This window comes from Deinococcus planocerae (assembly GCF_002869765.1).
Taxonomy (GTDB): domain Bacteria; phylum Deinococcota; class Deinococci; order Deinococcales; family Deinococcaceae; genus Deinococcus; species Deinococcus planocerae.
Genome location: NZ_PNOR01000022.1, coordinates 15,382 through 37,819, shown reverse-complemented (window position 1 = coordinate 37,819; position 22,438 = coordinate 15,382). Strand labels below are relative to the sequence as shown.

The following is a 22,438-nucleotide window of genomic DNA, read 5'->3' as shown; positions in this document are numbered from 1 at the left end:
GGTCGCGGGCCGTGCGCCTCGGCCTGACCGGCGCCACGCCGATCCTTACGGCCCGCACGGCGGCGCTCATCTCACCGTGGGGGGCCCCGCGCGACCCGCACCCCCGGGGCTCAGTAGCCGAGGCCCCCGCGCCGGAACTGAAACCCCGCCTTGGTGAAGACGACCATCACGGTCCGGCCCTCGGCCCTGAAGGACAGCTCAGAATTCTGGAAGGTGCCCGACGCGCTGACGCAGGTGGCCTGGAGGTTGTACGCGCGGCCCTTCTCGAAACGGGGCGCCTTGGCCGCGGCCCCGACCGGTTTGACCTCGCCGCTCGGCAGCACCGTGGCCTCGCTCCGCAGGCGGCTTCCCTCGAAGACCCTGACCCGCACCCCCTGACACGGTGAGGGGGCGTCGTTGACGGCCAGCAGGCCGTCGAGGCGCAGGGGCGTGGCCCCCACCCACCCCGAGGCCCCCAGCGTGCTCAGGAGGACGGCCACGCGCCCCCACTTGGAACCCTCAGGCGACCCGTTCATCCCGCCCACCCTAGGGGGAGCCTTCCTTCAGAGTTCTTACGGCGCCAGGGGGGGATTACTCCCCGCCCTCCGCCGCGTCCACCCGGCCCTGCGCCTTGGCCTCGGTGGCGCGCTCGGCGCGTTTGACTTCCGTCTCGCGGATTTCGCGCTGTTCGCTGTCATTTTCGAAGAGTTCGCGCCGGGCGCGCAGCTTGGCCTCGGGCTGCTGGAGGTCGCCGCCCGAGCCCCGGTGCACCCGCTGGAAGAACACCAGCGCCCCCCCCGCCAGGGCGAGCGACCCCGCGAAGTACAGCGTCTCCTGGGGGTCTTCCCAGCGGATGAAGTGCTCTAAAAAGGTCACGCCCAGGATCACGATGACGACCGAGACGACCTTTTGCTCCAGGTCGGACAGGCTCTCGACGCCCAGCGCCGAGGTGAGGTTGAGCGGCTTGATAAAGAGCGAATACAGCCCCACCCCGATCAGGTAGAACACGACCGCCTTGAGCATGGTGCCGACGACCTCCAGAAACTCGACCGCCAGCGTGCCCGACTGGCTGCCGATCCCCTCGGTGAAGGTGTCGCGCCACGTCTCGTAGATGGTCACCAGCGCGAGCAGCGTGCCCTGGAGAAAGAGGCTGAAGGCCACCAGCAGCACGGCGATCACGGCGATGAGCACCACGAAGCGGGTGCGCCCGATCAGCTCGCTGAAATACTCGCGCTTGGAAGATTCGCTGGACCGGGAGCGCGCGGGGCGGGTCGTCATGCCCTCCATCATGCCCGCCGTGCCGGGAGACGCACCGCACGTAAAGGCAACATTGAGGGAGAGGTGGAGTCGGGCGATTGCCCTGACGTCCCGCCCGGCCTCGCCCTACCGGGACTCCCCGACCCGCCCCTCCAACTGGGCCGCCGTGTCGGGGGCGCCCATCATCCGGGCCGCGTCGAGGGCGCTCATTCCCCGGGCGTCCCGCGCGTGGAGGTCGGCGCCGCGCGTCAGGAGGAGGTCCACCACGTCCGTGCGGTTGAACATGGCGCTCATCATCAGGGCCGTCTTGCCGTCCCCGCCCGCGCTCTCCACGTCGGCGCCGTGCGCGAGGAGCAGCTCGGCCATCCCCACGTCGCCCTTGAAGGCGGCGCCGAGCAGCGGCGTCTGCCCCTGGTCGTTGCGCAGTTCGGGGTCGGCGCCGTGTTCCAGCAGCAGGCGGGCGGCGTTCAGGTGGCCGTGATAACTGGCGAGCATGAGCAGGCTGTCGCCCCGCCCGTTGCACAGGTTGGGGGGCAGCCCGTGGTCGAGCAGGGGTGCGAGCGCCTCGGCGTCTCCCCGGCGCGCGAGGTCGAGCACGTCCTGGAGGAAGGAGAGCGTCTCGGGATCGAGCGCCGACACGGGCGAGGGGTTCTTCTCGGGATGGTCCTGCATGGGGGTCTCCTGGGGAAAGGGGCCGTTTGGCCGGTTGAGTACCTCATCGTGCCAGTCCACGTTCCTTTTCTGACCCGATGGGTTGATCCTGGTGAAGATAAAAGCCTGAACGACTGATTTGCCGTCACCCGTTCAAACTGAGCCACAGGTGGTCTTGCGCGTACACCCGTCCGCCGTGGTGCATCGCATCGGGCTCGGTGCCCCACACCCGGAAGCCGTGGCGCTCGTACAGGCGGCGGGCGGCGTGCTGCGTCTCCGTCACGGCGAGACGGAGGGAGGTCACGCCCGACCACGCGCGGGCCTGGGCAACGCCCGCCTCCACCAGCGCCGCACCCGCTCCCCGTCCCCGCGCCACGGGGAGGACGGACACGCCCACGATCTCCGTCCGGTGCGCGAGGGCCGGGCGCGTCTCCCGCAGGACGGTCAGGATGCCGACGAGCGACCCCTCAAGAAATGCACCGAAGTTGACGACCCCGGACGTGGGGTCGAGCCGCGCGGCGATCTCGGAGAGGGGCCGGGCCTCGTATTCCCCGGCGGTCGTGATGAAGGCGAGGGGATCGCCCCGCAGGCCAGCGAGGCGGACCTCCCGGTAGGCGGAAGCGTCTGCGGCGACGAGGACCCGGACAGTCAGGGCGGGACCCTCAGGCACGGGTGGGAGTGGCGAGACGGATCAGCTCGGCCTCGCCTGCGCGCTCCTGCGCGGCGTGGCGGTCGCGCCCGTTCAGGACGTGGCCGGACTCGCGCACCCGGCGGGGGAGGCCCAGGTCGAGGTCGGCGACGAGCCAGCCGGGCGTGTTCCACTCGCCCTGGGCGACGAGGCCGTCTTCGGGGAGCCCCAGGTCGGCGGGGGCGTAGAGGGCGGCCCGGCCACTCGCCTGTTCGACGGCGTAGGTCCAGTCGGCGTCGGCGATCAGGGGGGCGTGGAGGGCGTACATCTGATTTTCCAGGGCGCGGGCCATGCTTCCGACCCTCACGCGGGTGTAGCCCGAGCGGGCCGCCGTGAAGGAGGGCACGACGAGGAGTTCGGCGCCCCCCTCGGCGAGGCGGCGAGCGAGCGCCGGGAACTCGCTGTCGTAGCAGATGGCGACGCCGAAGCGCGTCACTGTTCCGTCCTCCAGCCCCAGCTCGAAGACGCGCACGCCCGCGCCGGGGTCGATGAACCACTCCTCCGCCTCGAAGCGGGTCATCAGCAGCTTGTCCTGCCACGCGTGCGAGCCGTCCGGCCCGAACACGAAGGCGCGGTTGACGAAGCCCCCGCCCTGCGCGACCGGGTAGCTCCCGGCCACGATGCTCACCCCGTGCGTCCGCGCCAGGCCGGAGTGCAGCGCCAGGAACTCGGGCAGGAGGGTCCCCAGGGCGGGCCGCATCCCGTGGATGTCGTGGTGCAGCCCCGGCGGCAGCAGGCTGACGAGTTCGAGGGAGGCGTACTCGGGGAAGACCAGAAGCCGGGCGCCCTGCCGCGCCGCGTCCTCCACCCAGGCCGTCACCTTCGCGGCGTAGGCTTCCCAGCCGGGGTGGAAGTCCACCGGGTACGCCGCCGCCGCCACACGCAGGACACTCATGGGGAGGAGTTTACCCGCTCCTGGCGCGGGGGAAAGGTAGTGGGGTGCGGCCTCTCCTCCCCCCTCACGCTTCGGTAAGGAGAGATGAAGCGCGGCAGGCTTTTCTCTGGACCGAGTGCGCTGTGTCGGTTGGCTTGGATGGGGCAGTGTCGTGGGTCACACGCCCCCTCACCCGTTGCTTCGCAACGCCCTCTCCCGCAAGGGGAGAGGGTCGAGAGCCTTCTCCCTCCCTGTTGTGATTCGATAGGTTGAACCTGGTCAAGAGAAAGGCCTGGAAGCGTGGCCCCGGGAGCGACGGGGGAGCCTGGGGTGGGATAGCCTGGGGCATGGCGACGGGCGGCGGATTCGAGGACCTGACGAGCGGCGAGGTCGAGCGGCAGGCTGACATGGAACGGCACTGGGACGAGCGATTGGACGAGGGGCAGCGGGCCACCGCCGAGCGCCTCCAGGCCACCGGGCTGACAGGCACCCTCCAGATCGGCGACGGCTTCAAGTTCCGCTGGCTGCGCGGCGACGACGTGCTCGCCGAGTCCGACTTCCACCCGCGCTTCCCCGAGGCCTTCGAGGAGGCCGTGGCTCGGCTCCCGGCCTCCGAACAGGCCTGACTCCGACCTCTAGACTGCCCCGCATGGGCGGACTCGTCTGGCTGGCCCTCGACGGCGTGGGGCACCCGTGTGACGCGCCGCCGGGCTCGGTGTGGGAGCAGAGCCTCCCCACGCTGCGCCCGTTCGTGGAGGCCGGGCACGCGCTCGACGCCACGCTCGGCGTGCGGGGGCTGCCGCAGTCGGGCACCGGGCAGACCTGCTGGCTCACGGGCCGGGACGCGGTGCGGCACATGGGCGAGCACTTCGGACCACATCCGGGGCCGACCCTGCAACGGCTGTTGCGAGAGGACGCCCTCCCCGTGCGGTTGACCCGGGCGGGCGCGCGGGTGGCGCTGGCGAACCACTACCCGCCCGGCTATTTCGCGGCGCAGGACCGCAGGCCCCGGCAGGGGTGCTTCCCCTTCTCCTTTCAGGCGGCGGGGGCGAGTCTCAACCCCCCCGGCGTGCCTGCCGTCCCCGCCACCCTGGGCCTGGGGTACGCCGAGCCCTGGCCGGAGATGACGCCGCCGGACGACCTGACCCGGCTGGGCGAGCGGCTGGCGCGCGCCTCGGCGGAGTACAGCCTGCTCGCCTGCGACCTGTGGTTCGGCGACTTCCTGGGGCACCGGGGCCGCACGCCGACGCCGCCCGGCGTGGAGCGGGCCGGGCGGGCCTACCTCGCGCGGGTGGACGCCCTCCTCGCCGGGCTGCTGGGGGCGGGCGCCCGGGTGGTCCTCACGAGCGACCACGGCAACCTGGAGGACCTGACGGTCAAGGCCCACACCCTCGCGCGGGTGCCCTTTGCGGCCTCCGGCGGGCTGCCGGACGGACTGGAGTCTCCCCTCGACATCGTGGACGGGGGGCGAATCCTTGCCGGGTGGTTCGGCCTGAAAGACGACCTCTCCGGGAACGAGCGGCTTTGAACCGCGCCACATCGGCGTCCGAAAGTTATCCACAGACTTATCCACAGGCCCTGTGGACAACCTGGAACTGCCCGGAGCCGCTATTCCCTGAAAAGAGGCTGAAAAGCTCGACTGGAACGGTGTTCTCGGGACACTATAAACCCGTGGAAAAGTTCCACGAAGTTATCCACAGGCGGGCGTCAACCTGTGGATAACCCGGGGGGTCAGGCGCCTTTCGCCCCCTGGACGAAGGCACGGACGCGCTCCGGGTCCTTGACGCCCGGGCGCGCCTCCAGGCGGCTCACGGCGTCTACCCCGGCGGGGCGCAGGGTGCGGATGGCCCCGGCGACGTTCTCCGGCCCCAGCCCTCCCGCGAGCCACGCCCCGGGGGGGAACACGCCCCGCAGGGCCGCCCAGTCGAGGGGCACCCCGCCGCCGGGCTCCGGGGCGTCGAGCATGGGGGTGACGCCGGGGAGAGTCTGCCCGCCCGCGTCCGCGAGCAGGTCGGCGGGGCGCAGGACGCGCAGCACGGGATGATACCGGGCCACCTCGCGCACGTAAAGGTCGGGGAGGTCCCCGTGGAGCTGCACCGCGCTCAGCCGGGCGGCCTCCGCCGTCCGCAATACCTCGTCGAGGCCCTGACCCAGGAAGACGCCGACGCGGGCGACCACCGGGCCCACGGCGAGCCCGGCCTCCCGCGCCACCTGCGCCGTCACCCGTCGCTTGCTGCCCGGCGCGAAGATGAAGCCCAGGGCGTCGGCCCCGGCCTCGGCGGCGAGGAGGGCGTCTCCCACCGTGGTCGTGCCGCAGACCTTGACGCGCACGGGTGCGGGGGGGGTCACGCCCGCTCCTCCAGCGCCGCCACGCGGGCTTCGAGCTCCCGGGTGCGGCGGACGAGGGCCACCAGGAGCAGGGCGTAGTGGTCGTAGAGCTTGGGGCGCTCCAGCCGCGCCTCGCCGGACATCCACTCGCTCAGGAGCCGCTCGGCCTCGCGCAGCACCTCCTCGTCGGGCACGTCGCGGAAGGGGCGCTCGCCGAGGATGGTGCGGGCGAAGTTGAGTTCGCGGTCGGTCATGGGGTCCATTCTGGCGCGTGGGGCACAGCCGGGCCAGCCGCCCGCCTCAGCCGCCCGGCACCCCCGCTTCCGCGAAGGTCCGCATCTCCCGCAAGGTGGCGGCGGCGGCCAGGAGGAGGGGGGCGGCCAGGACCCCGCCCGTCCCCTCGCCCAGCCGCAGCCCGAGGTCGAACATCGGTTTCAGGCCCAGGTGCGCGAGCTGGGGAGCGTGCCCGACCTCCGCGCACTCGCCCGCCGGGAAGAGGAAGTCGCGCAGGTGAGGGGCGAGCGCCACGCCGACGAGGGCGGCGGCCCCCTCCACGAAGCCGTCGAGGATCACCGCCCGCCTGAGGGCCGCCGTCTGGAGCATCACCCCCAGCATCGCCGCGATCTCGAAGCCGCCGAGGTCGGCGAGGACGCCCAGGGGATCGGCGGGGTCGCTCCCCTGCCGGGCCAGCGCCTCCCGCACCGCCCCCACCTTGCGTTCAAGCGTGGCGTCGTCCACCCCCGTGCCCCGGCCCGTGACACGCGCGGGGCCCTGGCCGAGCAGGCGGGCCGTCATCGCGGCGGCGGGCGTGGTGTTCCCGATGCCCATCTCGCCGGGGACGATCAGGTCGGCGCCTTCCTCCACCGCGCGCCGGGTGAGGGCGGCTCCGGCCAGGATCAGGGCGGTCGCCTCCTCCCGCGTCATCGCGGGTTCCACGCGCAGGTCCCGGGTGCCCCGCCGCACCGCCGCGCGCACGAGGGCCGGGTGGGCGGGCAGCTCGGCGTTCACCCCCGCGTCCATCACGTACACGCGCGCCCCCACCGCTCGGGCGATGGCGTTGACGGCGGCGCCGCCCGGCCCGGCGGGCGTGTCGGCGAGGAAGTTCGCCACCATCGCGGGCGTGACCTCGGGGGGGTAGGCACTCACCCCGCCCGCCGCCACACCGTGATCTCCCGCCGCGACGATCACCGCCACCCCGCGCGGGTGAGGCCGCTCCGTCCCGAACACGCCCGCGAGGCGCACCCCCAACTCCTCCAGGTCACCGAGGGCCCCGGCGGGCTTGGTGAGCTGGGCCTGCCGGACGCGGGCCGCCTCCATCGCGGCGGGGTCGGCGGGCCGGACGGCCTGGACGAGGGCGGCGAGTTCGGGAGGAAGGGGGGTGGGCATTCAAACTCCTTGAGAGGGAAAAGGGGCAAGTGGGGAGGGCTTGAGCCGCACGGGCAGGCCGCTCACGAGGAGCCACGCCTCGTCGCTCGCGGCGGCGGCGCGCTGGTTCACCCAGCCCAGCACGTCCCGGTAGCGGCGGGCGAGGGCATTGTCGGGCACGATGCCCAGCCCCACCTCGTTCGTCACGAGGACGGTCAGGCCCTCTCGTGCGCGGGCGGCGGCGAGCAGCCGGTCGGCGCGGGCGAGGATGGCGTCGTCGGATTCGTCCGACAGCACCAGGTTGCTCACCCACAGGCTCAGGCAGTCGAGGAGGACGGTGGGGGTAGAGGCGGCCTGGAGAGCACCGGGAACACCGAGCGGTTCTTCCACCGTCACCCAGCCGCCGGGCCGGTCCGCGCGGTGGCGGGCGATGCGGCCCTCCATCTCGGCGTCGAAAGCCTGCGCGGTGGCGAGGTAGGTGACGGCCTCCCCCGCGGCGGCGGCGCGGCGCTCGGCGAAGGTGCTCTTGCCGCTGCGCGCCCCCCCGGTGACGAAGACGATCACAGCAACCCCCTCACGAAGTCCCAGTCGAGGCTCGCCTTCACCCGGGCGGCGATGGCGTCCAGCCGGGCGTCGAGGCTGTCCTGGGCGGCGGGAGGGGTCAGGCCCGCCCAGCCCAGGAACCGTTCGAGATAGGCGGGATTTTCGAGCAGACCGTGGAGGTAGGTGCCGCGCACGTTGCCCTGCCGCCACAGCAGCCCCGGCGCGAGTTCCTGCACGCCCGGCCCCGAGACCGTCCGCCCGTGGTGAATCTCGTACCCCTCCAGCCTCAGCCCCGTCTCCGCGTCGGTGAGGGTGGTCAGCCGGGTGGTCTTCTCGGAGGCGAACTCGGTGTCAAGGTCGAGGAGACCCAGGCCGGGCACCTCCCCCCCGCCCTCCACCCCGTGTGGGTCGCCGACCGTGTGGCCGAGCATCTGGAGGCCGCCGCAGACGCCGAGGACGGGGATGCCCGAGAGCGCGGCGCGGGTCACGGCCCCCGCCAGTCCCGTCCCACGCAGCCACGCGAGGTCGGCGGCGGTGCTCTTGCTGCCCGGCAGGATGACCGCGCGAGCGCCCTCCAGTTCGGCGGGGGTGGACACCCAGCGGGCGAGCGGACCGAGTGGGGCGAACTCGTCGAGGTTGGACACGCGCGGCAAGCGGGCGATGGCGACGAAGCCGCCCTCCTCCCACGCCTGCGGGCCCTCCAGTGCCACCCCGTCCTCCTCGGGGAGGGGGAGGTCGAGCATGGGAATGACGCCGACGGTGGGCACGCCGGTCTGTTCCCGCAGCCACTCGGGGGCGGGGGCGAGCAGGCGGGGATCACCCCGGAAGCGGTTGAGGATGAAGCCGCGCAGCAGGGCGCGTTCCTCCGGCGTCAGGCAGTGCCAGGTGCCCAGGAGATGGGCGAAGGCCCCGCCCCGGTCGATGTCGCAGGCGAGGAGGACCGCCGCCCGCGCTTCGAGCGCCACCCGCATGTTCACGATGTCGCTGGAACGCAGGTTGACCTCGGCGGGGCTGCCCGCCCCCTCGATGACGACCACCTCGTACTCGGCGAGGAGGCTGTGGAGGGCCCCCTGCACATGCGGCCACAGGTGCGCCTTGCGTTCGCGCCAGCCCAGGGCGGTGAGGCTGGGGCTGGCGCGGCCCAGCAGGACGACTTGCGAGCGGGTGTCGGCTTCCGGCTTGAGGAGGACCGGGTTCATCCGCACGTCGGGCACGACCCGCGCCGCCCGCGCCTGGACGATCTGGGCGCGGCCCATCTCCAGCCCGGCGGGGGTCACGCCCGCGTTGTTGCTCATGTTCTGGGCCTTGAAGGGGGCGACCCGCAGCCCCTCATCCACGAGGGCTCGGCAGAGCGCGGCGGTGAGGTAACTCTTGCCCGCATTGCTCGTGCAGCCCTGGACCATGATCGCCCTACCCACCCTCGGCCTTCTTGCTCAGGTAATCTGCCCAGGTCACCGTGCCGCGCGGTGCCTCCGGCTCCACGAGGTCACCCCGCTGCATGGCGCGCAGAACCGGGTGAGGAAGCGGCAGGCGGAGGGGGAGCACCCGCCCCGCCCGCCCGCGTGCCGCAAGCCAGGCCCGCGCCATGTCGGGAATCCTCAGCACCTCCGGCCCGGCAAAGTCGAGGGTGCCCCGCTCTCCAGCGAGCACCCGCCGCGCGAGTTCGCGGGCCACGTCCTCCACCGCGGCGGATTGGAGCACACCGTCCGGGACGAGGAGCCGGGGCAGGCGGCTCGCCTGGGTCAGCAGTTCGTCGGCGAAGTGGTGAAACTGCGTCGCCCGGAAGATCAGGTGGGGCAGGCCGCTCGCCTTCACCAACTCCTCGCCGCGCACCTTGCCCGCGTAGTAGCCAAAGCCCCGGACCCGCCGCGCGCCGACGATGGAGACGTAGGCGAAGTGGGGACGCCCGGCGGCGCGGGCCGCTTCGAGCAGGTTCAGCGTGCCCCGCACGTCGCGCAGAGGATCACTCAGGTCGTGGGCGGCGTGAACGACTCCGCTCACCCCGGCCAGGGCCTGAGCCAGCCCGGTTGCGGCGACGTAATCGGCGACTGCGCACTCGGCGCCCTCCACACGTCGCCCGGGTAGTTGCCGGGTCAGCACCCGGACCCGCGCTCCACCTTCCAGGAGCGACCGGACGAGCGGGCGTCCCAGGGGGCCCGTGCCGCCCGTCACCAGGATCAGACGGTCAGCCATCTTCGCCTCCTTTCAGAACCTGCGCGAGGGTCCGCCGCAGCACCCCGTTCTCCCCCGGCAGGCGGGTGGACACGCGCAGACGGTCGGGCAGGCCGTAGCTCGCGCAGTCGCGGACCCTCACGCCCCGGTCGAGCAGGGCCGCCGCCACGCGGGAAGCGTCCCCCACCTCCAGGGTGAGGTACGGGGTGCCGTGGTGCTCGACCGGGCCGAAGGTCGAGAGGGCCGCCGCGAGGTCACGCGCCCCCCCGGCGACCTGCGGCAGCGTCTGCGCGAGGAAGCTCCCCCCCTCCGGCAGCGCGGCGAGGACGGCGGCGGTCGAGGCGGGGAGGTGCCACGCGGGGGCGAGGTTGTCGAGGCGGGCCGTCACCTCTGGGGGGGCGAGCGCGTAGGCGGGCCGCGCGCCGACGAGCCCGTGCGCCTTGCCCGGCGAGAGCACCCGGACCACGGCAGGGTGGGCGGGAGGAATGGGAGCGGCGGTGAAGGGCGCGTACGCCTCGTCCACGATCAGGAGCGCCCCGGCGGCGTGGCAGGCGTCGGCGAGGGCACACAGTTCCTGCGCCGTATGCGCGTGCCCGGTGGGGTTGTGGGGGTGCCCGACGTACACGAGCGCGACCCCGGGCGTGATCCCGGCGAGGGCCCGTTCCGGCGTCGTCACCTCCACCCTGCCCCGGACGAGGGCGGCGGCGCGGGCAAGTTCGCCGAAGGGGGCATGAACGCTCAGCAGCGTCCCGCCCGGCGGCAGGAAGGCGCGGGCGAGGCGGTGGAGCAGGTCGGAGGCCCCGACCGAGAGCGCCACCCCGTCCGCGTCCAGGCCGTGCCAGTCGCCGAGGCGGGCGCGCACGTCCGCGTAGCTCGGGTCGGGGTAGTGGGCGTGGTCGGCGCCCCGGATGGCCTCCACGAGGACGGGGTTGGGGCCGTACGGGTTCGCGTTCACGCTGAAGTCGAGCCCGGCGAAGGTCCGGGAGGTCGGGCCGCCGTGTGGGGCGCGGGGCAGGAGGGGCGGGAGGAGGTTGCTCACGCGCTCCTCCGGCGGGGAGTGGGAAGCAGCAGGGCCAGGGTGGCGAGCGCCACCGTCCAGCGGGCGAGGCGCAGGGCCCGGAGCACGTCCGCCGCTCCCGGCTCGCGCCCCCCCGCGTTCAACACGTACACCCCCCGCTTGTCGAGCCGCACCCCGAGCGCCCCCGCGAAGGCGCTCATGGGGTGACCGGCGTTCGGGCTGGGGGTGGCCGGGGCGTCCCGGCGCCACACCCGCCACGCGCCGGGGGCGTCCAGCCCCGCCGGGAGGGCCGCGAGCACCGCACCCAGGGCCGTCAGCCGGGCGGGCGCGAGATTGAGAAGGTCGTCGGCGCGGGCGGCCACCTTCCCCGCGTGTTCGAGCCCGGGCGTGCGGTACCCCCACATCGCGTCGGCGGTGTTCGCGTAGCGGTAGAGGGCGGCGAGGGGCAGCCCGCCCGCGCGGAACATCAGCAGCGGCGCGACCACGCTGTCCGAGAGGTTCTCCGCGAGGCTCTCGATGCACGCGCCCGCCACCTCCGCCCCGCTCAGTTCCCCCGTCTCCCGGCTGACGAGGTGCCACGCCAGAAGCCGCCGCGCCTCGGGGAGCCGCCCGGCAGCGAGGGCCGCGTGGACCTCCCCCACCGCCCCGAAGAGCGCCCGGCGCGCCAGAAGCGGCTTGAGGAAGGCGCCGCGCGTGACCCAGCCCCCCGGAGGGTGACCCGCGAGGACCCCGGCCCCGGTCGTGAGGGCCGCCCCGAGCGCCCACCACGCGCCCCCCTCGGCGAGCTGCCCTGCCGGGGACCCCGCCCGCCAACGGCCCCGCGCCCCCTTCAGGAAGTTCCCCATCCAGACCACCGGATGCACGCCCGCGGGCGGCTCTCCCAGCGCGTCCAGCGCCAGGGCGAGGAGGAGCGACGACCGCGCACCGCGTCCCGCGTCCCGCCCCTGCCTCACGAGCACGCCTCCACCAGCCGCCGCGCCAGCGCCTCGTCCGCCCCGTGGTGCAGGTGCAGGTAGCTGGCGAGGACGTTGCCGTGCGCGTAGCCTTCCTCCACCCTCTGCCCGGCCCCGTCCGTCCAGGCGTAGGCGGGCCGGGTGGGCGGGTGGGTCAGCACGCTGTGGTGGAACTCGTGCCCGCGCAGCGCCTGGCCCGCCGGGGCGAGCGGCGAGGGAACCAGCGTGGTCGCGTCCCGGTAGCCCAGGGTGAGGCGGGGGGCCATCCGGGTGCGGTAGGGGGTCACCCCGCACATCTCGAAGACCTGCCCCCCCGCGTCCTCCAGCGTCTCGGCGAGGTACATCAACCCGCCGCACTCGCCGATCACCGGGCGCCCGCCCGCCGCGAAGTCGCGCAGGGCCGCCCGCAGGGAGACGTTCGCCGCCAGCCCCGCCGCGTGCGCCTCCGGGTAGCCGCCCCCCAGCAGCACGCCGCCCACACCGGGGGGCAGCCCCGCGTCCCGCAGCGGGCTGAAGGGGACGAGCCGGGCCCCCGCCTCGCGCAGGGCGTCGAGCGCGTCCGGGTAGTAGAAGTGGAACGCCTCGTCGTGCGCGTAGGCGATCACGGCGCGGCGCGGCGCGGCAGGAACGGGCGGTGGGGGAACAGGCAGGGCGGGGGCCTGCGCCGCCTCCAGCAGGGCGTCCACCCTGAGATTCGCGGCGGCGCGCAGGGCGTCCCCCTCGTCCCAGCTCGCCTGCTCGGCGCTCAGCAGGCCCAGGTGCCGGGCGGGGAGGTGGAGGGCCTCGTCGCGCGCGACGAACCCCAGCACGGGCAGCCCGATCTGCGTCAGGGCCACCTCGCACAGCCGCGCGTGCCGCTCCCCCGCCACCCGGTTGAGGATCACGCCGACGATCCTGAGGCCAGGGCCGCCCCGTTCTCCTCCGAACGTCCGCAGGCCGTGGGCCACCGCCGCGACCGTCCTCGCGCTGCCGCCCGCGTCGATCACGAGCACCACCGGGGCGTCCAGCATCCGGGCGAGGTCGGCGGTCGAGTGCGCGTCGCTCGCCGGGTCGCGCCCGTCGTACAGGCCCATGACCCCCTCCAGCACGCAGATGTCCGCCCCCGACGCCGCCCGGGTGAACAGGGTCCGCAGCCGCTCCGGGGCGAGCAGGAAGGAGTCGAGGTTGCGCGCCGGGACCCCCGCCGCCCGCGTCAGGTGGGTGGGGTCGAGGTAGTCCGGCCCCAGCTTGAAGGGCTGCACCCTCAGGCCCCGGTGCCGCAGGGCCAGGCACAGCAGCGAGGCGACCGTCGTCTTCCCGCTGCCCGAGTGCGGCGCGGCGAGAACGAGCCGCCTCACGCGCAGGCTCCCGGAGTCCGGGTAGGCAGCCCGCCCCCCGGACCTCCGGCGGGCCGCGCCCCCCGCACCCCGGCGCCGTGCGGGTCGGTGGCAGGGCCGAGGCCGGGCGTCGTCCCCATCTCGCGCAAGGTCACCGGGGCCATCGGCTCACGGTCGCCCGGCGTGACGATCCGGGCCTCCTCCGGGACCGGCGGGCGCCCCACGTCCCCTCCCCCGACGAGCGCGGGGCCGGAGTGCCTGGAACCGGAACCGTCCGTCAATGTTCGATCCCCGCCTGGGCGCCGATGCCCGCCTCGTAGGCGTGCTTGACGGGCTGCATCTCGGTCACGGTGTCGGCCAGCTCCACAAGTTCCGGCAGCGCATCCCGCCCGGTGATCACGACGTGGAGCCCCGGGTCCCGCGCCCTCAGGGTCGCTTCCACGTCGGGCCAGGCGACCCAGCCGAACTTGAGGGGATAGGTGAACTCGTCGAGGACCACGAGGTCGTGCTCGCCGGAGAGGATGGCCCCTTTCGCCAGCTCCCAGCCGTGCGCCGCCAGGGCCGCCGAGTTCTCCAGGTCGCGCGATCTCCACGTGAAGCCGTCGCCCAGCCCCTCGTAGGGCAGGCCCAGCGCGTCGAGGGTGCGGTGCTCGCCGAACTTCGCGTTCTCGTGCTTGAGGAACTGGAAGAGGCGCACCCGCAGCCCCCGCCCGTGCGCCCGCAGCATCAGCCCGAGCGCGGCGGTCGTCTTGCCCTTGCCCTTGCCGGTGTTGACGATCAGCAGGCCCCGGCGCCCTTTCGAGAGGTCTTCCCGCTTGCGGTAGGTGTTCCGCGCCTCTTGCAGCTCGCGCATGGCGGCCTCGCGGCGGGCGGCGGTGTCGGGGTCGGTCATTTCAATGCCTCCGGGTGCAGCCAGCGGATCAGGGCGCGCAGGGCCTCGGGCAGGCGGGGACCCGGGCGAGAGAGGGCGTCGCGTTCCTCGGGGGTCGGGGTGTAGACGCGCCCGGTGCGCACGGCCTGGAGGTTCGCCCAGCCGGGCCGGGTGCGCGCCTGCGCCAGGGGCACGCCGATCATCACCTGCGGGTTCGCCTGCACGATGAGTTCCGGGTCGATCTTCGGGAAGTCGCCCAGCCGCGCGGGCACGATGGTCCGCCCCCCCGCCTTGGTGATCAAGGTGCCGATAAAGGAGTTCGGGCCCACCGAGTACGGCGCCGGGTCCACCTCGTAGTAGGTGCTCACCCTGGGCAAGCGGGCCACGCTCGCCTGGAGGGTGTTGAGCTCGCCGCGCATCCGCGTGATCAGGTTCAGGGCCGCCGCCTCGCGGTTCGTGAGCCGGCCCAGCACCCCGATCTTCTCGAACACGTCGCCAAAGGTCTGCGCGCTGCCGCCGTACACGGTCAGGCCCGCCTGCGCCAACTTCTCGGTCAGCCGCGAGCTGCTCGACTCGTCCGCGAGCACGAGGTCGGGCTTCAGGGCCAGGATCGCCTCGATGTCGGGCTGGAAGGCGCTGCCGACCTTGGGCAGCCGGTCGGTCACGGCCTTCGGGTGGTTGCTGAAACTGTCCACCGCGACGAGTTTGTTCCCCGCGCCGAGGGCGGCGAGCGTCTCGGTGTGGCTGGGCAGCATGGAGACGATGCGCCGGGGCTCACTCCTCAGCGTCACGCTGCGGCCCAGGTCGTCCCGGACGGTGAGGGGGTAGGAGGTGGCGAGCGCGGCGCCGGAGAGGAGAGCGGCGAGGGGGAACAGTCGGGAAAGGTGGCGCATGGGGGCAGGGGACTCCGGCGTGCGGGGCGGGCAGCGGGAGGGGCGCACGGCAAAAGCCCGCTCCAGCCGGGGGCCGGAGCGGGCATCACGGCGTGGGGAGCCGGGGGGGATGCGCGGTCTCGAAACGGGCCCTCTGACGGCGAGAGGTGCCCCACCAGCGCGGGGCGTCCCTGGGCGGCATTCGGGCTGACAGGACATGACACCTGCTTACCGCTGCGCGACAGCGCCGGACTCTCACCGGACTTCCCCGACACCAGGTGCGGGCAGGGTAACAGAGGCGGGGGGGGGGGAGGCAACCCGGCGGACAATCCGGGCCCTCAGTCGGGCGGGCGCAGGGCCGTCAACCACCAGTGCCCGCCCGCCCGCCGCAGGGTGGCGACCGTGCCGGGCGGTGTGGCGACGGCGCGCAGCCCGACCGTCAGTCGCAGGGCGGCCTGGAGCGGTCCGGCGTGCGTGAAGGCGACGACCTCGCCGGATTCGGGGAGGCCAGCGAGCCACGCCCGGACGCGGGCGTGGAAGACCCGGCCCGTCTCCCCTCCCGGCGGTCCGGCGTCCGAGTCGGGGTCCGCCAGCGCGTCGATCCAGGCCCGCGGCGCCTCCCCGAACGTCTCCTCCAACTCTCCCCAAGTCCGCCCCGCCATCACCCCGAAGTGGGCTTCCAGTAAGGCCGGGTCAGGCACGGCCTGATGGAAGCCAGCGAGCACGGCGGTCTCGCGGGCCCGGAGGCTGGGGGAGGTGAAGGCCGTCGCGGCCCTCGGCAGGCGCAACGAGCGGGCGAGGGCGCGGCCCTCCAGGGACAGCGGTGCGTCCTCCTCCTCCCCCGGGTAACGGCGCTCGGCGTTCGGCACGGTGGGCGCGTGGCGGACGAGGTGGAGCGTCAACACCCGCTCACCCCCGCCCCCACGCGAAGGCGCATAGGGCCGCGAGTTCCGCCGTCACGACAATGAGCCCGTAGGTGTCGCCGTTGAGCCCTCCGCCCAGCCGGGAGGCGGCGAACCGGGCGACGAGGAGCGCGGCGACGAGCGTGGCGAGCGCGGCCCCCCACGCGCCGGGGAGGATCAGGGCGGGCAGGGCGAGGAGCAGCGCGGCCCCCCACCGTCCCTCCCGCGAGCGCGCACCCAACGACTCCTGCCGCGCCGCCGGGTAGAGATTCATGGGGAAGAGCAAGACCGTCCGTGCCACGACCGCCGCGACGACCGGGGCGAAGGCCGGAATCGGCGCCGAGAGCAGGCTCCACAGGGTCAGCAAGGCAAGGACGCCCACGGCGAGGCCGAACGCCCCCACATGCACGTCTCGCAGGATTTCCAGCCGCCGCTCGGGGCTCTTCATGGCGAAGAGGGCGTCGGCGCTGTCCACCAGCCCGTCGAAGTGCAGCATCCCCGTCACCGCCAGCCACGCCCCCACCGCGAGGGCCGCCCGCACCCCGTCCGGCAGGGGCAGCGGCAGCCACAGCAAAAGGGCGACTACCCCGCCCACCGCGTACCCGGCCAGCGGGTAGTAGGCACTCGCCCGCGCGAAATCTCCCTCCCTCACCTCGCGGATATGCGGCAGGGGCAGCGTGGTCAAAAAGGTCAGCGCGAGGTGGGCCGCGTCGAGCTGACGCCGCCAGGAGGAGCGGGAATCGGTCATAGACGAATCACGAGGGGGATGGTGGCACAGGTGAACGGCGAGCAGACTGGTTGTTCTTGCTCCTCCCCCTTGAGGGGAGAGGCCGGGACTCGCAGAGCTGCGGAGCAGGGGGGGTGAACGGGCAGGGCATCCGAGAAAAATTGTCGTTGATCCCCTCGATCAGCCGCCGACCTTGGCTCCGATAGGCACGCTCCTCCCCTCACCCCCCCAACGTCGCCCGCCCCCGCACCCGCCTCGCCCTCACCGCCTGCCCCGCGAGCGCCACCGTGAACTGCACCCCCAGCACCCCCGCGATTACCCCTGTGATGCTCGCGTCGAGGGCCAGGGCGACGGTGTACCCCACCACGCTGGCCGTCAGCCCCGCCAGCAGGGTCAGCCCCAGGGCCTGCCGCAGACGGCGGGTGAGCAGCAGGGCGGTCGCGGGCGGCACGATCATGAAGGCGACGACGAGCACCGCCCCCACCGCGTCGAAGGCGGCGACGGTCGTCAGCGCGACGAGGGTGAGGAGCGCCCCGCCGATCAACGCGGGCGAGAAGCCCAGGGTGCGGCTCAGGCCCGGGTCGAAGGTGCTCAGCCGCAGTTCCTTGAACAGCAGCCCGACGAAGAGGGCGTTCACGAGGAGCATCCCGCCCATCAGCAGCCACGCGACCGGCAGGCCGAGCCACCCGGTCCGGAAGGGCGTGTACGCGATCTCCCCGTACAGCACGGCGTCGAGGTCGAGGTGGACGTTGCTGTAATTCAGGCTCACCGCGATCACCCCGGCGGCGAAGAGGGCCGGGAAGACCAGCCCCAGCGCCGCGTCCGCCTTCACCCGCCCGCTGCGCGTGAGGAGGGCAGTCAGCCCCACCGTGACGAGCCCGAAGAGTGAAGCCCCCACGAGCGCGGGCATGGTGGCGAGGCTCCCGCCCGTGACCCAGTACCCCGCCACGATGCCGGGCAGCGCCGAGTGGCTGATCGCGTCGCTCAGGAGCGCCTCCCGACGCAGCACCAGGAAGAGGCCCAGCAACCCGCACGCCCACGCCACGAACACGGCGGTCACCACGATCACGAGGTCGAAGTTGAGGGGGAGCGGTGCGGGAGTCATGCTTGCCCCCCCGAGTTCAATTCACGCAGAAGCCGGGCGCGCACCCGCCGCTGGCGCACGAGTTCGGCGAGCACCCCCCGGCGGGGCGCGGCGAGGAGGGACAGCACCGCGAGGGCGGTCGCGGCGAGCACCGTCACGGCCCCGGTCGGCAGGCTGCCCGCGCCGGAGGAGACGCCCAGGCTCAGCCCCGCCCCCAGTGCCCCGCTGAGCGCCCCGAAGGCCCCGGCGAGCCCCAGCATCCCCGAGAGGCTGCGCGTCCACTGCCGCGCGGCGACGGCGGGCGCGATCAGCATGGCGGCCATCAGGACCACCCCGACCGTCTGGAGGCCGATCATCACCGCGAGGACGGTCAGAGCCGTGGAGAGCGCGGTGAGCCCTGGCACCGGCCAGCCCTGCACCCGCGCGAAGTCGGGGTCGAAGAGGGTCACCTTCAGCTCCTTGTGGAGCAGGGCGGCGGTCCCCAGCGCCAGCGCCCCGAGGAGGGCGAAGCGGATCACGTCCCCCTGCGTGAGCGCCGCGGCCTGCCCGAAGAGGAACTTGTCGAGCCCCGCCTGCGCCGCGTTCCCGCTCTGGCCGATGGCGGTCAGCATGGCGATCCCGATGCCGAAAAAGGCGCTGAACGTCACCCCCAGGGCGGCGTCCTCCTTCAGGCGGCTGTATCTGAGGATGGCGAGCGCGAGCAACGAGGCGGCGAGCCCGCTGATCCCCCCACCCAGGAGCAGGCCCAGCGTGTCGCGCGTGCCCGTCAGGAGGAAGGCCGCGCAGATGCCCGGCAGCGCGGCGTGCGCCACGGTGTCCCCGATCAGGCTCTGGCGCCGCAGGACCGAGAAGGTGCCCAGCGTGCCCGCCACCAGCCCCAGCAGCGCCGAGCCGAGCAGGATGCTGCGCAGGGTGTAGTCGCTCAGCAGGTCGAGGGGAGTCACGGCCTCGCCCCCCCGACCCCTGGCGACCGGTCCCCGGCGAGGGCGGCGGCCAGCGCCCCGTGCCGCTCCCCGTACGCGGCGCGCAGGTGGGCGGGGGTAAAGGCGGCCTCGGTCGGCCCGCTGGCGACGAGTTCGACGTTCAGGAGGGCCACGTGGTCGAAGTAGTCACGCACCGTGTCGAGGTCGTGGTGGACGGCGACGACGGTGCGGCCCTCGCGCCGCAGCCCCCGCAGCACGTCCACGATGGCTTTTTCCGTCACCGCGTCCACCCCCGCGAAGGGCTCGTCCATGAAGGTGAGGTCGGCCCCCTGCGCCAGCGAACGGGCCAGGAACACCCGCTGCTGCTGCCCGCCCGACAGCTCGCTGATCTGCCGCCCGGCGAGGTCGGCCATCCCGACCCGCTCCAGGCAAGTCATGGCCGCCTCCCGCTCGCGGCGACCGGCGCGGCGCAGCCACCCGAGCCGCCCGTACAGGCCCATCGTCACCACGTCGAGGGCACTCGCCGGGAAGTCCCAGTCCACGCTCGTCCGCTGGGGCACGTAGGCGACCCGGGACCGCACCCGCGCGAGGGGCTGCCCGAAGAAGAGGGCGTCCCCGGAGAGGCGGGGCACCAGCCCGAGCGCCGCCTTGAGCAGCGTGCTCTTCCCCGCCCCGTTCGGCCCGATAATCGCGGTGAGGGACGCGGCGGGCACGTCGAAGGAGACGTTCCACACGGCGGGCCGCTCGCGGTAGGCGACGCTCAGGCCGCGCAGGGCGAGGGGCGGGGCGGGGTGGGCGGCGGTCAGGGGCGCGGCGGCCCCGAGGGTGACGGTCATTTCAAAGCCTCCACGATGGTTTCGATGTTGTGGCGCACCATGCCGACGTAGGTGCCCTCCGGCGTGCCGCGTTCCCCGGCGGCGTCGGCGTACAGCTCGCCGCCGATCTCCACGTCGTGCCCGCGTGCCCGCGCCGCCTCGCGCACGGCCTGCACGGCGCGGGGCGAGACGGTGGATTCCACGAACACGGCCTTCACGTTCCGCTCGGCGAGGAAGGTCGCCAGAGACCGGACGTTCTGCCCGCCCGCCTCCGCGACGGTGCTGATGCCCTGGAGGCCGCGCACCTCCACCCCGTAGCGGCGCGAGAGGTAGCCGAAGGCGTCGTGTGCGGTGACCAGGACCCGCTGCCTCGCGGGCACGGTGCGGAACTGCTCGGCGGTCCAGGCGTCCAGCTCGCGCAACTGGCCCAGGTAGCGGTTCAGGTTGGCCTCGTACACGGCCCGCCCGGCGGGGTCCACCCGGCTCAGCGCCTCCTCCGTCGCGCGGGCGGCGTCCGCCCAGAGGGTCGGGTCGAACCAGACGTGGGGGTCGTGCGCGCCGCTCAGGGTGAGCAGCCTGTCCTCCGGGATCACCTCGGAGACGGCCACGCTGGGCACGCGGGCGTTGAGCGAGTGGAGGATGTCCACCATCTTCCCCTCCAGGTGCAGCCCCCCGTACAGCACGAGGTCCGCATTCGCCAGCCGCCGCACGTCCCCGGCGGAGGCCTTGTAGAGGTGGGGATCGACCCCCGGCCCCATCAGCCCGGTCACCCGCACCCGGTCGCCCCCGATCTGCGAGGCGAGGTCGGTGATCATGTTGACGGTGGTGACGACGTGAACCCGCCCGTCCGCCGCGTCGCCCTCCCCTGGCGTGGTCGCGCAGGCCGTGAGGGTGAGGGCCAGCAGCGCGGCGGGAAGGAGGGCCTTCAAGCCCCCACCTCCCCCGCGTGGACCCCCACCTGCGCGGCGACCCCCAGGGCGAGGGTGAGGGAAGCGCCCCCCGGCAGCAGCAGGGTCAGGGTCCCCAGCGCGGCGTCCACCCGCTCGACCCGCACGGGAACGCCCGGCGTCAGGCCCGCCGTGACGAGGGCCCGGAGTTGCGACGGGTCTGCGTCGGGCACGCGGGCGACGGTGGCCGCCTCGCCGGGGGCGAGTTGGGTCAGGCGGCGTTCGGCGCGTTCGGGCAGCTCCCCGCTCAGGGTGGGGATGGGGTCGCCGTGCGGGTCGTGGGTAGGGTCGCCCAGCCAGGCGGCGATACGTGCCTCCAGCCGCTCGGACAGGGCGTGTTCCAGCCGCTCGGCCTCCTCGTGAACCTCGTCGAGGGGCACGCCGAGCGCGCGGTGGAGGAAGAGTTCGAGCAGGCGGTGGTGGCGCAGCACCTCCAGCGCCACCCGCTGTCCCTCGCCCGTGAGCTGCGCCCCCTGGTACGGCGCGTGCGCGACCAGGCCCTGTTCGGCGAGCTTGCGCAGCATCCCCGTCACGCTCGCGGGCGCCACCCCCAGCGCCTCCGCCAGAGCCTGGGTATTCACCCGACCATGCTGCCCGAGGAGATACAGGTGCTTGAGATAGTCCTCGGCGGAGGGAGAGAGTGCGTGAACCAACATGACCTTATTTTAGGATGACCTAAATTATGAATCAAGGGTCCGGCGGGTGGACACGGTGGGGGAGGATGACCGTCCTGCCAACACCAGGAACTCGCGTTCGTCTGGAAAGCACAAACCCCGCCGGAGCGGGGCTGAAGAGGCGGCTGTGAGACGTTCCCGGGCTGGTCAGGCGGCGAATTCGGCCCGGATCACCTGGAGGCGCCGCCCGCCTGCGAGCTGGGCCACTATCTCGCGGCGAAGCTGGTTCGCGCTCTCCAGCCCCAATTCCTCGATCAGCCGTACGAAATCGATCTCACGGTACGCCTGATCCTGGGGCTGGGCATGGGCGAAGTAGGCCACCAGTTCTTCGAGGGTCAGAGGAGACACACCCAAAGCTTGCACCCCAACTATTAAGCTTTCCTTACAAAACCTCTCAAACTTCGCGACCCGGCGTCGGGTGGGTGGGGCGGGAGCGGATGGACGGGTCCCGTCTCCCCGGCCCATCAGCCACGCAGTTCCCTCTCCCACGTCACCCACATGGGCCCGGCCACGTACCCCAACCGGGCGTTGACCCGCAACATGGGCAAGTTGAGGACGGTCCCGCCCGTTCCGGCCTGCGTGAACCCCTGCTGTCGTGCCCACGCGAGGGCGTGGACCTTGGCGAGGGTGGCGAGGCCGCGCGAGCGGTGAGCGGGGTGGGTCACGGTCTGCTCGCTCTCTACCTCCCGGCCCCTCAGTGACAGGCGGGTGCTGGCGACGACCTCGCCCCGGAAGCGAACGACGAAGGCGGCCTCCTCCCGCAGGATGGTTTCCCGCAGTTCCTCCCGGCTCAGCGGGTCAGGCGTCGTGGGGTTGCGCGGCGCGTCCCGCACACCCAGAACATGCAATCGGTGGAGGCCCTCCCAGTCCGCCTCCCCCGTCTCCGGACCCAGATGCCCGACCTCGTAGCCTTGCAGGTACAGCCTCTCCTCCAAAGGTCGAAAGCGCTCGGGGTCGAATCCGGTCAGGCTCATGTGCGCCCCCCACGACTGCCAGGCGTTGCGAAAGCCCGCCGCGTGGAAAAAGTCCATCGTCTCGGGCCAGTCCTCGCGCGTCACACCCAGGAGGCGGGTGAAGCCATGCGGCAAGGCGGCCAGGGCCATTAGGTAAAGCGCCGTGAAGGCCGAGCCGTCCCCCGCGGGGTCGAGTCGCAGCGCGCCCGGTGCGCCCGAGCCGAAGGGGCTGAGCCGCATCGTCGCCACGACCTCACCGCCACGCTCCGCCACGAGGCGCCCGGAATCCATCCCCCCGCGGAATTGCTCCGGCGTGTACGTCCAGTGCCCCCGCACGCCCTCGGTGACGAGCCGCGCGACGGCGGGGGCGTCGGCATTCTGGAAGGGGCGTATCGCCAAAGGCGTCTCTGTCGGGGCCGAGACAGGACTGTTCATGCGTTCATGGTGTGACGGCGGGGCCCTGCGACGCGAATCAGGAGCCTAGGCAAAATGGCGGAGGTCTGCATATGCGTGCCCTCGGCTTGTG

28 protein-coding genes and 1 riboswitch are annotated in these 22,438 nt (G+C 73.2%); of the genes, 2 read left to right on the top strand and 26 right to left on the bottom strand.

Translation table 11 applies throughout. The annotated features are described in order from the left end of the window. Positions 1-110: 110 nt before the first annotated feature. The 5 genes from A7B18_RS13500 to A7B18_RS13480 all read right to left on the bottom strand — a co-directional run bounded on the left by A7B18_RS13500 (position 111) and on the right by A7B18_RS13480 (position 3,470). Entirely contained in the window at positions 111-515 is a 405-nt protein-coding gene (locus A7B18_RS13500; protein WP_245872879.1) for a hypothetical protein, read from the bottom strand. Positions 516-570: 55 nt separating this feature from the next. Next, entirely contained in the window at positions 571-1,257 is a 687-nt protein-coding gene (locus A7B18_RS13495; protein ID WP_102127222.1) for a YqhA family protein, read from the bottom strand. A 105-nt stretch (positions 1,258-1,362) separates the two neighbouring features. Next, positions 1,363-1,908 carry an ankyrin repeat domain-containing protein gene (locus tag A7B18_RS13490; protein WP_102127221.1) on the bottom strand — a complete coding sequence of 182 codons (546 nt, stop codon included), beginning with the start codon at positions 1,906-1,908 and terminating at the stop codon, positions 1,363-1,365. A gap of 124 nt (positions 1,909-2,032) precedes the next feature. Then, positions 2,033-2,557 (bottom strand): GNAT family N-acetyltransferase, encoded by a 525-nt coding sequence (locus tag A7B18_RS13485; RefSeq protein WP_102127220.1) that lies wholly within the window; start codon positions 2,555-2,557, stop codon positions 2,033-2,035. Beyond that, positions 2,550-3,470 carry a carbon-nitrogen hydrolase family protein gene (locus A7B18_RS13480; RefSeq protein WP_102127219.1) on the bottom strand — a complete coding sequence of 307 codons (921 nt, stop codon included), beginning with the start codon at positions 3,468-3,470 and terminating at the stop codon, positions 2,550-2,552. The genes A7B18_RS13485 and A7B18_RS13480 overlap by 8 nt, the downstream gene beginning before the upstream one ends. A gap of 326 nt (positions 3,471-3,796) precedes the next feature. On the opposite strand from A7B18_RS13480, the gene A7B18_RS13475 reads away from it, so the two are divergent. Together A7B18_RS13475 and A7B18_RS13470 are read left to right on the top strand one after the other, a co-directional pair. Continuing rightward, complete coding sequence (locus tag A7B18_RS13475) at positions 3,797-4,075, top strand: hypothetical protein (protein WP_102127218.1); 279 nt, start codon at positions 3,797-3,799, stop codon at positions 4,073-4,075. 23 nt (positions 4,076-4,098) lie between these two features. Then, positions 4,099-4,977 (top strand): metalloenzyme domain protein, encoded by an 879-nt coding sequence (locus A7B18_RS13470; RefSeq protein ID WP_102127217.1) that lies wholly within the window; start codon positions 4,099-4,101, stop codon positions 4,975-4,977. A 203-nt stretch (positions 4,978-5,180) separates the two neighbouring features. Here A7B18_RS13470 and A7B18_RS13465 read toward each other — a convergent pair whose 3' ends face one another. The 21 genes from A7B18_RS13465 to A7B18_RS13370 form a co-directional block, all read right to left on the bottom strand. Beyond that, complete coding sequence (locus tag A7B18_RS13465; protein WP_102127216.1) at positions 5,181-5,798, bottom strand: phosphoribosylanthranilate isomerase; 618 nt, start codon at positions 5,796-5,798, stop codon at positions 5,181-5,183. Continuing rightward, positions 5,795-6,031 (bottom strand): hypothetical protein, encoded by a 237-nt coding sequence (locus A7B18_RS13460; protein WP_102127215.1) that lies wholly within the window; start codon positions 6,029-6,031, stop codon positions 5,795-5,797. Before A7B18_RS13460 ends, A7B18_RS13465 begins: the two co-directional genes overlap by 4 nt. Before the next feature lie 46 nt (positions 6,032-6,077). Then, positions 6,078-7,163, bottom strand: coding sequence for a nicotinate-nucleotide--dimethylbenzimidazole phosphoribosyltransferase (gene cobT, locus A7B18_RS13455; RefSeq protein WP_102127214.1), 1,086 nt, complete (start codon positions 7,161-7,163; stop codon positions 6,078-6,080). Further along, positions 7,164-7,706 carry a bifunctional adenosylcobinamide kinase/adenosylcobinamide-phosphate guanylyltransferase gene (cobU, locus tag A7B18_RS13450; protein WP_102127213.1) on the bottom strand — a complete coding sequence of 181 codons (543 nt, stop codon included), beginning with the start codon at positions 7,704-7,706 and terminating at the stop codon, positions 7,164-7,166. Further along, the gene (locus tag A7B18_RS13445; protein WP_102127212.1) at positions 7,703-9,088 is read right to left on the bottom strand and encodes a cobyric acid synthase; all 1,386 of its coding nucleotides are present in this window, start codon (positions 9,086-9,088) and stop codon (positions 7,703-7,705) included. Before A7B18_RS13445 ends, cobU begins: the two co-directional genes overlap by 4 nt. Before the next feature lie 7 nt (positions 9,089-9,095). Next, positions 9,096-9,878 (bottom strand): SDR family oxidoreductase, encoded by a 783-nt coding sequence (locus A7B18_RS13440; RefSeq protein ID WP_102127211.1) that lies wholly within the window; start codon positions 9,876-9,878, stop codon positions 9,096-9,098. Next, positions 9,871-10,896: a pyridoxal phosphate-dependent aminotransferase gene (locus A7B18_RS13435; protein WP_102127210.1), complete on the bottom strand. Its 1,026-nt coding sequence runs from the start codon at positions 10,894-10,896 to the stop codon at positions 9,871-9,873. The genes A7B18_RS13440 and A7B18_RS13435 overlap by 8 nt, the downstream gene beginning before the upstream one ends. Then, positions 10,893-11,834, bottom strand: a complete 942-nt coding sequence (locus tag A7B18_RS13430) for a CobD/CbiB family cobalamin biosynthesis protein (protein WP_245872878.1) — start codon at positions 11,832-11,834, stop codon at positions 10,893-10,895. The genes A7B18_RS13435 and A7B18_RS13430 overlap by 4 nt, the downstream gene beginning before the upstream one ends. Beyond that, positions 11,825-13,165 carry a cobyrinic acid a,c-diamide synthase CobB gene (locus tag A7B18_RS13425; RefSeq protein ID WP_102127209.1) on the bottom strand — a complete coding sequence of 447 codons (1,341 nt, stop codon included), beginning with the start codon at positions 13,163-13,165 and terminating at the stop codon, positions 11,825-11,827. Before A7B18_RS13425 ends, A7B18_RS13430 begins: the two co-directional genes overlap by 10 nt. Then, positions 13,162-13,368, bottom strand: coding sequence for a hypothetical protein (locus A7B18_RS21470; protein WP_146009541.1), 207 nt, complete (start codon positions 13,366-13,368; stop codon positions 13,162-13,164). The genes A7B18_RS13425 and A7B18_RS21470 overlap by 4 nt, the downstream gene beginning before the upstream one ends. Positions 13,369-13,421: 53 nt before the next feature. Further along, complete coding sequence (gene cobO / locus A7B18_RS13420) at positions 13,422-14,036, bottom strand: cob(I)yrinic acid a,c-diamide adenosyltransferase (protein ID WP_102127208.1); 615 nt, start codon at positions 14,034-14,036, stop codon at positions 13,422-13,424. Then, the gene (locus A7B18_RS13415; RefSeq protein ID WP_102127207.1) at positions 14,033-14,908 is read right to left on the bottom strand and encodes an ABC transporter substrate-binding protein; all 876 of its coding nucleotides are present in this window, start codon (positions 14,906-14,908) and stop codon (positions 14,033-14,035) included. Before A7B18_RS13415 ends, cobO begins: the two co-directional genes overlap by 4 nt. A gap of 155 nt (positions 14,909-15,063) precedes the next feature. Beyond that, positions 15,064-15,181: riboswitch (cobalamin riboswitch) on the bottom strand. A gap of 44 nt (positions 15,182-15,225) precedes the next feature. After that, entirely contained in the window at positions 15,226-15,792 is a 567-nt protein-coding gene (locus tag A7B18_RS13410; protein ID WP_102127206.1) for a histidine phosphatase family protein, read from the bottom strand. 4 nt (positions 15,793-15,796) lie between these two features. After that, on the bottom strand, positions 15,797-16,537 hold the full coding sequence (locus A7B18_RS13405; protein WP_102127205.1) for an adenosylcobinamide-GDP ribazoletransferase: 741 nt from the start codon (positions 16,535-16,537) through the stop codon (positions 15,797-15,799). Positions 16,538-16,736: 199 nt separating this feature from the next. After that, a complete protein-coding gene (locus A7B18_RS13400) occupies positions 16,737-17,621 on the bottom strand; it encodes a metal ABC transporter permease (protein ID WP_102127204.1) in 885 nt (294 codons plus the stop codon). Further along, entirely contained in the window at positions 17,618-18,544 is a 927-nt protein-coding gene (locus A7B18_RS13395; RefSeq protein ID WP_102127203.1) for a metal ABC transporter permease, read from the bottom strand. Before A7B18_RS13395 ends, A7B18_RS13400 begins: the two co-directional genes overlap by 4 nt. After that, positions 18,541-19,359 (bottom strand): metal ABC transporter ATP-binding protein, encoded by an 819-nt coding sequence (locus A7B18_RS13390; protein WP_102127202.1) that lies wholly within the window; start codon positions 19,357-19,359, stop codon positions 18,541-18,543. The genes A7B18_RS13395 and A7B18_RS13390 overlap by 4 nt, the downstream gene beginning before the upstream one ends. Further along, the gene (locus tag A7B18_RS13385) at positions 19,356-20,267 is read right to left on the bottom strand and encodes a metal ABC transporter solute-binding protein, Zn/Mn family (protein ID WP_102127201.1); all 912 of its coding nucleotides are present in this window, start codon (positions 20,265-20,267) and stop codon (positions 19,356-19,358) included. The genes A7B18_RS13390 and A7B18_RS13385 overlap by 4 nt, the downstream gene beginning before the upstream one ends. Beyond that, positions 20,264-20,941, bottom strand: a complete 678-nt coding sequence (locus A7B18_RS13380; RefSeq protein ID WP_180970157.1) for a metal-dependent transcriptional regulator — start codon at positions 20,939-20,941, stop codon at positions 20,264-20,266. The genes A7B18_RS13385 and A7B18_RS13380 overlap by 4 nt, the downstream gene beginning before the upstream one ends. 165 nt (positions 20,942-21,106) lie before the next feature. Continuing rightward, entirely contained in the window at positions 21,107-21,307 is a 201-nt protein-coding gene (locus A7B18_RS13375) for a hypothetical protein (RefSeq protein ID WP_102127200.1), read from the bottom strand. A 116-nt stretch (positions 21,308-21,423) separates the two neighbouring features. Further along, the gene (locus A7B18_RS13370; protein WP_245872877.1) at positions 21,424-22,311 is read right to left on the bottom strand and encodes a GNAT family N-acetyltransferase; all 888 of its coding nucleotides are present in this window, start codon (positions 22,309-22,311) and stop codon (positions 21,424-21,426) included. Positions 22,312-22,438: the final 127 nt, after the last annotated feature.

What these genes read in the sequence shown, in the direction of transcription:
- A7B18_RS13470 (WP_102127217.1), top strand. Translation starts at nt 4,099, where the DNA reads ATGGGCGGACTCGTCTGGCTGGCCCTCGACGGCGTGGGGCACCCGTGT.
- A7B18_RS13415 (WP_102127207.1), bottom strand. Translation starts at nt 14,908, where the DNA reads ATGCGCCACCTTTCCCGACTGTTCCCCCTCGCCGCTCTCCTCTCCGGC.
- A7B18_RS13495 (WP_102127222.1), bottom strand. Translation starts at nt 1,257, where the DNA reads ATGACGACCCGCCCCGCGCGCTCCCGGTCCAGCGAATCTTCCAAGCGC.
- cobT (WP_102127214.1), bottom strand. Translation starts at nt 7,163, where the DNA reads ATGCCCACCCCCCTTCCTCCCGAACTCGCCGCCCTCGTCCAGGCCGTC.
- A7B18_RS13390 (WP_102127202.1), bottom strand. Translation starts at nt 19,359, where the DNA reads ATGACCGTCACCCTCGGGGCCGCCGCGCCCCTGACCGCCGCCCACCCC.
- A7B18_RS13500 (WP_245872879.1), bottom strand. Translation starts at nt 515, where the DNA reads ATGAACGGGTCGCCTGAGGGTTCCAAGTGGGGGCGCGTGGCCGTCCTC.
- A7B18_RS13490 (WP_102127221.1), bottom strand. Translation starts at nt 1,908, where the DNA reads ATGCAGGACCATCCCGAGAAGAACCCCTCGCCCGTGTCGGCGCTCGAT.
- A7B18_RS13475 (WP_102127218.1), top strand. Translation starts at nt 3,797, where the DNA reads ATGGCGACGGGCGGCGGATTCGAGGACCTGACGAGCGGCGAGGTCGAG.
- cobO (WP_102127208.1), bottom strand. Translation starts at nt 14,036, where the DNA reads ATGACCGACCCCGACACCGCCGCCCGCCGCGAGGCCGCCATGCGCGAG.
- A7B18_RS13460 (WP_102127215.1), bottom strand. Translation starts at nt 6,031, where the DNA reads ATGACCGACCGCGAACTCAACTTCGCCCGCACCATCCTCGGCGAGCGC.
- A7B18_RS13445 (WP_102127212.1), bottom strand. Translation starts at nt 9,088, where the DNA reads ATGGTCCAGGGCTGCACGAGCAATGCGGGCAAGAGTTACCTCACCGCC.
- A7B18_RS13405 (WP_102127205.1), bottom strand. Translation starts at nt 16,537, where the DNA reads ATGACCGATTCCCGCTCCTCCTGGCGGCGTCAGCTCGACGCGGCCCAC.
- A7B18_RS13400 (WP_102127204.1), bottom strand. Translation starts at nt 17,621, where the DNA reads ATGACTCCCGCACCGCTCCCCCTCAACTTCGACCTCGTGATCGTGGTG.
- A7B18_RS13480 (WP_102127219.1), bottom strand. Translation starts at nt 3,470, where the DNA reads ATGAGTGTCCTGCGTGTGGCGGCGGCGGCGTACCCGGTGGACTTCCAC.
- A7B18_RS13440 (WP_102127211.1), bottom strand. Translation starts at nt 9,878, where the DNA reads ATGGCTGACCGTCTGATCCTGGTGACGGGCGGCACGGGCCCCCTGGGA.
- A7B18_RS13380 (WP_180970157.1), bottom strand. Translation starts at nt 20,941, where the DNA reads ATGTTGGTTCACGCACTCTCTCCCTCCGCCGAGGACTATCTCAAGCAC.